Source organism: Paenibacillus sp. P4_A7, from assembly GCF_056402455.1.
Map to the genome: position 1 here is coordinate 1 of NZ_JBFUHJ010000279.1, position 7,313 is coordinate 7,313.

Here is a 7,313-nt window from a genome sequence, read left to right on the forward strand (position 1 = left end):
GTTCTTTGATGTTTGATATCTATGAGGATCACGTTGAACTGCCACTGGGTGGGGAAACGATTACTTTGAATGAAGTGTCTTACAAAGAATCTATTGATGTGACAAACAACGGAATAGCGACTTCAAGCGAGCTAGACCTATCGGGCGGGTGGCTGCTGCGGCCACAAGATCAAAATGTACTCAATTTAACACACTGGCATTTTTGGGATGAGGACCCACGGCTGAAGAATGTAGCCATTACATCCGAGCCGGCCGTTAATGTGCTGGAGATGGCGGGGCCGGATCGAAGTAATGAGTATTGGGCATTTTCTCGATTTTACTCCCAGGGCAAGGTTACGGAGACCAATCTCGTATTCGACCAATCTTGCTGGGAAGGCGAATGTGTAATTAAAGTGAATGGTAGCATCGTTCCGGATGCAACTGCAGTTCGCCGATATGACGTTAATAATCAAGAGGTTGATATTACAGCTTTAGTTAGACAAGGATACGATAATATTCAATTGAATTGGGTAGAGGCGTATTTCCCCTCTGGCGGTCGATTGTTGGAACCGCTAAGGCTGTTCGGCGACTTCCATGTCATTCTCCCGTACACTGGATTTCCTCCGGGAAGCATTCGTTACGGTGCAAAGCAGAAAACTTATAAAACTCTCCAATCATGGGACGAAATCGGATTTCCGCATTACGCCGGTACAATGATCTGCGAGAAGGAGTTTAATTTACCGGATGAATGGTTTGATGCTGGTTCGGATAACAGCATTTTTCTTTGTATCGAATCTGTATATGATGTTGCCCGATTATTTGTCAACGACGTGGAAACAAAGATACGTTACTGCGCTCCTTTTGCGTGGGAGATCACTGATTTATTATCAGTGGGCCCGAACCGGTTAAGGCTAGAGATCGCTAACAGCCCGGTATCTCTATTCGAGGGAAGCCGTAAAAAATCGGGAATGTTGGGATCGGTGAAGCTTATTAAAACCATAAAACAGATACGGAGACTACAATGATGAACAACAAATGGAACGCGCAGTGGATATGGCTGGATACAACGGATGCTCCGACGAATATATATATGGATGCTCGCAGAATGGTGGAGATTGAAGCTCCCGTTAAGAAAGGGAGTATCAGAATCAGCGCAAATCAGGAGTACATCCTCTACGTTAACGGGCAAAGGATAGGACAAGGACCATCGCCGTGTGATTACCGATGGCAATATTACGATACGTACGAAATCGGCGAATATTTGCGGGAAGGGCGTAACAGTATCGCCTGTGTTTGCTACCATATCGGACAAAGCGAATCGACAATCTCTTACGAGCGAGGGCCGGGCGGGCTTTGCGTTCAGTTAGAAATTGAAACCGAGGAGAGAACGGTTGCGATAATAACCGATGCGACATGGAAAATCCGGCGTTCTCCGCGCTGGGTGCCGCGGGTAACGCAGATCAGCCGCTGGGGCGGATTCAAGGAAATATATGTTGCGGAAGAGGAAGATGATTGGTTGCTGGCTGAATATGACGACACAGCATGGTCTTCTCCCCATATCATCTCTGAGGTGGGCGATCCGGTTTCTCCCTATACTCATATGCTGCCTCGGGAAATTCCGCATCTTCACCGGCAAAGAGTAAAAGCGGAAGCCGTCGTAAGGATCGACGCCAATCTAGGCACGATTGTCGGAACCGAAGCGGTGCTAAGCGGTGCCGACGAGCATGCTCGGGTACAAATAAACGCTGCGATACCCGGATCATTTCCGGGAATAGTGCTTGACTTTGGCAGGGAAGTTGTAGGTTATCCACAAATTCGGCTGCAAGCATTTTCCGGAGGTGTGCTGGATATTGGTTATGGCGAATCGCTCGATGTGGAGCATGTGGATACAATCATTCTAAAAAACGGGATCAACGAATGGTCGTCTTTCAGCCGTCGTGCATTTCGGTATATGCAGTTAAACTTTCATGCTTGTCCATCCTCCGTTGAGCTCGAGCAATGCGAGCTGGAGATGGTTCATTACCCGTTCGTGGAAGAGGGAACTTTTTCCTGCAGCGATCCCTTGTTGAATCAGATCTGGGAAGCGGGAAAGTATACGGTTCTAATGAACAGCCAGGAGCATTTGGAAGATTGCCCTTGGAGGGAAAAAGCGCTATGGATTGTCGACGAATTCATTATGGCCAAGGTCATTTACCATTTGTACAGCGACACTAGGCTGGTTCGTAAATCGCTTCTGCAAGGGGCACGGATTCAGAAGGAGGATGGTGCCATTCCGGCTACCGGACCGGAATCCAACCATTCCGTGTTTCCCGATTTCTGCATGTACTGGCTTCTCTCTGTATGCGATTACTGGAAAAACTCATCTGATGAACACTTTATATTGGATGTGCGTCCCCATATCGAACTGGCGCTTACATGGCTGAAAAAACAGCTAGATGAGGACGGCTTGCTGCTTCTTCTCGACGATCACTGCTTTATTGACTGGGCACCGCATATCGACCGGAGGGAAAAAGTGACGGCGGCCTCCTGTTTGTACGTTAAGCTGCTGAAGGAGCTTGCAGAAATCGCTCGTCCTTTTGGTTGGACAGATTTATCCGTTCTTTGGGAGAATCAGGCTGAACTGACCAAGGAGGCGATCAGAACCTACTGTTGGGAACCGGAAGTTGGTCTATTCTCGGATTGCGTAACGAGCGGGGGAAGATCTGAAAAGGTATCGCTGCAGACCAATTTTATGGCCGTATGGTGCGGCATTATGAGCAAAGAAGAGGCGAGTCATTTTTTTGAATTTTATTTCCACCAGCAGGAACTGCCGGTAATCAAAAGTCCGTTTTTCCAGCATTTCGTTCTGGAAAGCTTATACCACCATGGAAAAACGAACGAGGTTCTTGATGTGATACGCAGTTATTGGGGCGCAATGCTGCAGCGGGGAGCCACTACCTTCTGGGAAACGTTTGACCCGTCAACACCCGAATGTGTAATCCCTCATAGGTTTCAAGGGAATACGCCAACCTATCTTCGAGATGATGTTCCAGTGAGTCACTGCCACGGATGGGGAGCATCGCCTACTTATGTGCTAATGCAGCTGCTTTTAGGGATTGATGGAATGGATGGAATAAATGGAAATATCGTACGCTTCCGACCTCGTCTAGCTGATATCGACTGGGCACGCGGCACTGCAGTTATACCGCATGGTTTGATCCAAATATCTTGGTGCCGGAACGCGAATATCTCTTGGGAGTGTACAATATCTGCTCCATCAGGAATTAAGCTGGAAATGGATCTTTCAGATAGTACGCTTCTTACAATTGATACAAAACAAGTTTACCTAAATGGGATTGCGATGATCCCAGCAAATTAATCGATACAATCTCAAGTTGAGAGGTGATCGGAAGAAGATGCAAGTGAAAGCGAAAGAACTTGAGTGTTATACCATCACCTTCCACGATGTTAAGGATCAGTTGAAGCARCATATTTATCAGCGTTCTCTTGAAGCTTTTGAATTAGGAGATCAAGCGCGTGATGAGCTTGCAAATGGTGAACAAGTAGAAGCGCGTGGATTGTTTTTTCGAGAAAAGTTGGTAGAAGCGATCGGGGGGCTGCCTCCTTGTGATACACCATTAAATCCCAAAATCACAGGATCCTTGCTCTGCAAAGGTTATCGTATAGAAAAGATCATATTTGAGTCCAGGCCCGAAACGTTCATAACAGCAAATATGTACATTCCAGAAGGGATCACTGCTCCGCGCGGAGCCGTTTTATTTCTATGCGGCCACGATGAACAGGCGAAGCATTCCGAGGAATATCAAACCGTTTGCCAGCATTTAGTCCATGCCGGTCTCGTTGTATTGGCGATGGATCCCATCGGTCAGGGAGAACGCCTGAGCTATTATGAAGATGTGATCCAAGAAACGACCGTCGATTGGGGTATCGTTGAACATGATTATGCGGGATTTCAATGCCTGCCTCTCGGAGATGGGATTGCGCGATATTTTGTACATGACGCCATTCGAGCCGTGGATTATTTATGTACGCGTTCGGAGGTTGATCCTGCAAGAATCGGTGTAACCGGCAATTCCGGAGGAGGAACCCAAACCGCGTTAATGATGGTATGCGATCCGCGTATTGCTGCAGCTGCCCCGGCTACATTTATCATGAATCGTCAAACCATGATGCAGACAGGACTGCCGCAAGATTCGGAACAAATTTGGTGTGGTATGACTGCTTTAGGGTTTGATCATGAAGATATTCTTATAGGTATGGTGCCGCGGCCAGTTCTGGTGTTGGCGGTAACTTACGATTTCTTCCCGATTGAGGGGACGAGAAGGACTACTGCAAGAGCGAAGCGGTTTTGGGATATGTATGGAAAAGGAGAAAACCTGAAGTTTGTTGAGGACATCTCGGTTCATCGATTTACGGATAAGCTTGCTCGTGAGGCAGCAGAATTTTTTTCTCTTCATTTACTGGAGCAAGTGGTTACTCATTCTGATGGTGTGGTTCAACCCATTGAAGCATCCTTGCTTTGGTGCACATCAACTGGCCAGATACGATCTGAATACAAATATTCAAGAGCTGTTTACGAGGAGAATGTTAACAGGTTAATTCAGGTGGGGGAACAACGGGATACATCTACTAAAGAAAAGTATAAAAGCAGGGCTCTAGGCTGGCTTAAGGAAAAGGTTCACTATTCCCGCAAACCATGCGATCTGAATCCAAGGATAACGAAGCTTGGGCAGATGAACGATATTTCGGTGCAAAGCGTAGTATGGTGGTCTCAGACAGGCATATTCAACCATGCGTTTTTATTTAGAAACCTGCGTGATATTCATAGCATTGTGCCTGTAACCGTCGCTATTTGGGATCAAGGGACACATCAATTGAGTTCTCACATGAACTGGATACAGGAAACTTGCAATGCAGGTAGAGTGGTTTTAGTTCTCGATGTATCGGGCGTGGGTGCATTACTGCCTAACTGGCACAACAATGACGATCCTCTCGATTTTTATGGAGCAATCTATAAGCTGACTGATGACCTGTTTTGGTTAGATGATAGTTTGGCGGCTCTGCGAATATTTGATGTTGTGCGGGGTTTGGACGCGGTGGAACTTCTGCCGGGAGTCGACCTCCGAGATATACGAATGTATGCTCATGGGCGGCAGGGAATATACGCGCAGCTTGCGTCACTTCTCGATCATCGCGTGAAACATATCGAAGTGGAATGCGGAATGAAAAGCGTAGCGGATTGGGTTCGATCCAGGCATTATGATCGAAATGATATCTTCAGTATTATATTACCGGGAATGCTTCAATATTTCGATTTGCCTGATTGTGTGGAATGGTTTGAAAATCGATGATAGGAATAGGCGGTTCTATGGAATGGATAGGGAAACGGGGGATGACTGTTGCTGTATTCTAGCCAATTATTAACGAAGCTGCATGTGTTTACATCCGGAATTGAAGGGCCGGCGTGCGATAGGGATGGAAACATTTACGCTGTTAATTATGCGCGGCAACACACGATCGGAAAAGTTTCGACCGATGGACAAGACAACGAATTTTTACAGATTCCGGACAAAGGTGTAGGAAACGCGATCCGTTTTGATCGGATGGGCGATATGTTTATAGCGGATTACGTAAACCATCGAATATTAAAGGTAAATATGACTACGCGTGAAATATCCGTGTTTGTTGAGGAACCTGCCATGAATCAACCGAACGATCTCACGCTTACTGCAAATGGCATTTTGTTTGCCAGCGATCCGAACTGGAAGCAGGCTAACGGTCAGCTTTGGCGGATAGATCCCGATGGGAAGACAATTCTTCTGGAAGCTGAAATGGGAACAACAAACGGCATTGAAGTCAGCTTTGATGAAAGGTCACTTTACGTGAACGAATCCGTGCAGCGTAAAATTTGGCGATATGACCTTTCAGAATCGTATGAAATCAGCAATAAACGATTATTCATCGAATTTCCTGATTTCGGATTGGATGGAATGCGCTGCGATACGGCGGGTAATTTGTATGTGACGCGTTATGGAAAAGGTACGGTAGCCATCATTTCCCCTGAGGGTGAGTTGAAGCGGGAAGTCAGTTTATCAGGCCAAAACTGTACTAATCTGACGTTCGGTGGCCCAGACGGCTGCACTTGCTACGTGACGGTAGCGGATACGGGCAGCATAGAAAGATTTCGCAGTGATGTACCAGGGAGATGCTGGGCGATATGGAGAAACAAAGTGAGCGAGGGTTAATATGAGAAAACAAATCGTCACTTTACCAGAAAGCACAAAGCCTTTTTCATCAGCCATTCAGTCTGGACCTTTTGTATTTGTTTCCGGACAGGGTGGACTTGATTCGCAAACTGGCGAGGTTGTCGGCCTGATCTGCAATCACAGACTAAACAGACGATGGAAAACGTCCGGGCGATTTTACATGCTGCAGGACTTGTGATRGATGATGTGGTTAAGGTCAATATCTATTTAAAGGATAGAAGTTTGTATGAACCTTTTAACGACATATACATGGAATACTTTAATTCTCCATATCCTTCCCGCACCACGATATACTGTGATCTTAACTTTGATATTTTAGTAGAAATCGATGTAATAGCCGTTATCCCCCAAATACTTATTGATTGATACTGTAATAATGGTAAGGGGATAAGGCCCGATTTTGCCCGTATTAGAACTTAATCACTTTAAATTAGGAGGGTTTCCTTATGAATATATGTATTTCCAACAGTGCTGAGGAACTGGGTAGCTCCGCCGCGGAGCAGGCAGCAGAACAACTTCAAAGGTGTATTGAAAATCAGGGTTACGCAAGACTTATCCTTTCGACAGGGGCCTCTCAGTTTACATTTTTGCAGGCGTTGGCCAAAAGCCGACTGGATTGGTGCAAGGTTGAGATGTTTCATCTTGACGAATATGTGAGTCTATCCGAATCCCATCCTGCCAGCTTTCGGCGTTATTTAAAAGAGAGGTTTATCTCTTTTGCTGAGGGAGTTACGGCGCATTGGGTTGACGGTGAGGGAGAAATTCGTGCTAATATCGCTGAGCTAACGGCGGAAATCCGTAAAGCCCCGATTGATTTAGCTCTAATAGGGATCGGAGAAAATGCACACATTGCTTTCAATGATCCACCAGCCGATTTTAATGAMCAAGAATCGTATAAGGTTGTGGACCTGGATGAGGAGTGCAAGGMTCAGCAAGTAAACGAGGGCTGGTTCGAGTCGATGAGTGCAGTTCCAAAACAAGCCATTACGATGACTGTTAGCCAAATTATGAAGTCAAAAATCATTATTTCTTGTGTCCCCCATAAAGTTAAAGCGAGGGCTATTAGAA

General features: G+C 46.1%; 6 protein-coding genes and 1 pseudogene. All 7 read left to right on the top strand.

Going from position 1 to position 7,313, the window contains the following annotated elements; translation table 11 throughout:
• A pseudogene (locus AC1DWN_RS23555) lies at window positions 1–1,004 on the top strand (hypothetical protein); the annotation flags it as partial.
• A complete protein-coding gene (locus AC1DWN_RS23560; RefSeq protein ID WP_477561332.1) occupies window positions 1,001–3,337 on the top strand; it encodes an alpha-L-rhamnosidase-related protein in 2,337 nt (778 codons plus the stop codon). The pseudogene AC1DWN_RS23555 and the gene AC1DWN_RS23560, both read left to right, overlap by 4 nt.
• 37 nt (window positions 3,338–3,374) lie before the next feature.
• A complete protein-coding gene (locus tag AC1DWN_RS23565; protein ID WP_477561333.1) occupies window positions 3,375–5,330 on the top strand; it encodes an alpha/beta hydrolase family protein in 1,956 nt (651 codons plus the stop codon).
• A 48-nt stretch (window positions 5,331–5,378) separates the two neighbouring features.
• Window positions 5,379–6,224 (top strand): SMP-30/gluconolactonase/LRE family protein, encoded by an 846-nt coding sequence (locus AC1DWN_RS23570; RefSeq protein ID WP_477561334.1) that lies wholly within the window; start codon window positions 5,379–5,381, stop codon window positions 6,222–6,224.
• Window position 6,225: 1 nt separating this feature from the next.
• Window positions 6,226–6,423, top strand: a complete 198-nt coding sequence (locus tag AC1DWN_RS23575) for a RidA family protein (protein ID WP_477561335.1) — start codon at window positions 6,226–6,228, stop codon at window positions 6,421–6,423.
• Window positions 6,381–6,611 carry a RidA family protein gene (locus AC1DWN_RS23580; protein WP_477561336.1) on the top strand — a complete coding sequence of 77 codons (231 nt, stop codon included), beginning with the start codon at window positions 6,381–6,383 and terminating at the stop codon, window positions 6,609–6,611. The genes AC1DWN_RS23575 and AC1DWN_RS23580 overlap by 43 nt, the downstream gene beginning before the upstream one ends.
• Before the next feature lie 80 nt (window positions 6,612–6,691).
• A partial coding sequence (locus AC1DWN_RS23585) for a 6-phosphogluconolactonase (protein ID WP_477561337.1) occupies window positions 6,692–7,313 on the top strand: 622 nt, incomplete at its 3' end.

Bases quoted from the DNA above. Each gene is read 5' to 3' on its own strand.
- AC1DWN_RS23560 (WP_477561332.1), top strand. From the start codon at position 1,001: ATGATGAACAACAAATGGAACGCGCAGTGGATATGGCTGGATACAACG.
- AC1DWN_RS23575 (WP_477561335.1), top strand. From the start codon at position 6,226: ATGAGAAAACAAATCGTCACTTTACCAGAAAGCACAAAGCCTTTTTCA.